The organism is Gluconobacter cerinus, from assembly GCF_002723935.1.
Classification (GTDB): domain Bacteria; phylum Pseudomonadota; class Alphaproteobacteria; order Acetobacterales; family Acetobacteraceae; genus Gluconobacter; species Gluconobacter cerinus.
The window spans coordinates 1-747 of the sequence record NZ_BEWM01000049.1; the positions used below are offsets into that span (position 1 = coordinate 1).

General features: G+C 63.5%; 1 pseudogene. It reads right to left on the reverse strand.

The features are described from left to right. Positions 1-747 (reverse strand): annotated as a pseudogene (locus tag GCE01_RS16640) (lactate dehydrogenase); the annotation flags it as partial.

Consider the following 747-nt stretch of genomic DNA (forward strand, 5'->3'; position numbering starts at 1 on the left):
TCCCATGTCTCTTCCCCGTCGAGGCGGGTGCGCCAGGTCTCGCACAGGATCTCGAAGCCGCCGATCGTGCCAAGCGTCCACTTGCCTTTCTCCCCGGCCTTCGCGGCGAGACGGGCCTGCGAGAGAAGCCACTGACCGGCTTTCTCACGCTCGATCATCTCCCGATCCTTGCGCACCAGCCTGAACGCTTCACCGCGCGTCGGCTCACGCTTTGCGATGTCGTTCTGAAGACGCGGGATCACGGCCTGCGCTGTGTCACAGTCACGCTCGGCACGGTCGATGGCACGACGGACGTTATACTGATCGTCGTGATGGGCGGCCTGCAACCGCTCCAGACGGGCCAGCTCGGCCTCCAGTCCGGCCTTCTGCATCAGGCGTTCGTCTCCTGACGCAAGGGCCTTCGCCATGGCGAACTGGTTGGCTTCCGCCCCCACATCCTCCAGACGGCGGATGGTCCGGTCTCCGGACATGGCAAGGCAGATGAACTTCTGCTTGCGCTCCAGCATCTGCCAGTTGGTCGCATCTACCGAGCCTTTCAGGGCGTAGGCATAGAGCTGGATCACCGGGTTCTGGTTGCCCTGCCGCTCGATCCGGCCTTCGCGCTGGATGATGTCCGAGACCAGCCAGGGCACATCAAGGTGATGCAGGGCAATCAGCCGCTGCTGCGCATTCACTCCGGTTCCCATGGTGGCAGAAGACCCGATCAGGATCCGCTTGCGTCCGGAGTTCATGTCACGAAAGAGCGCC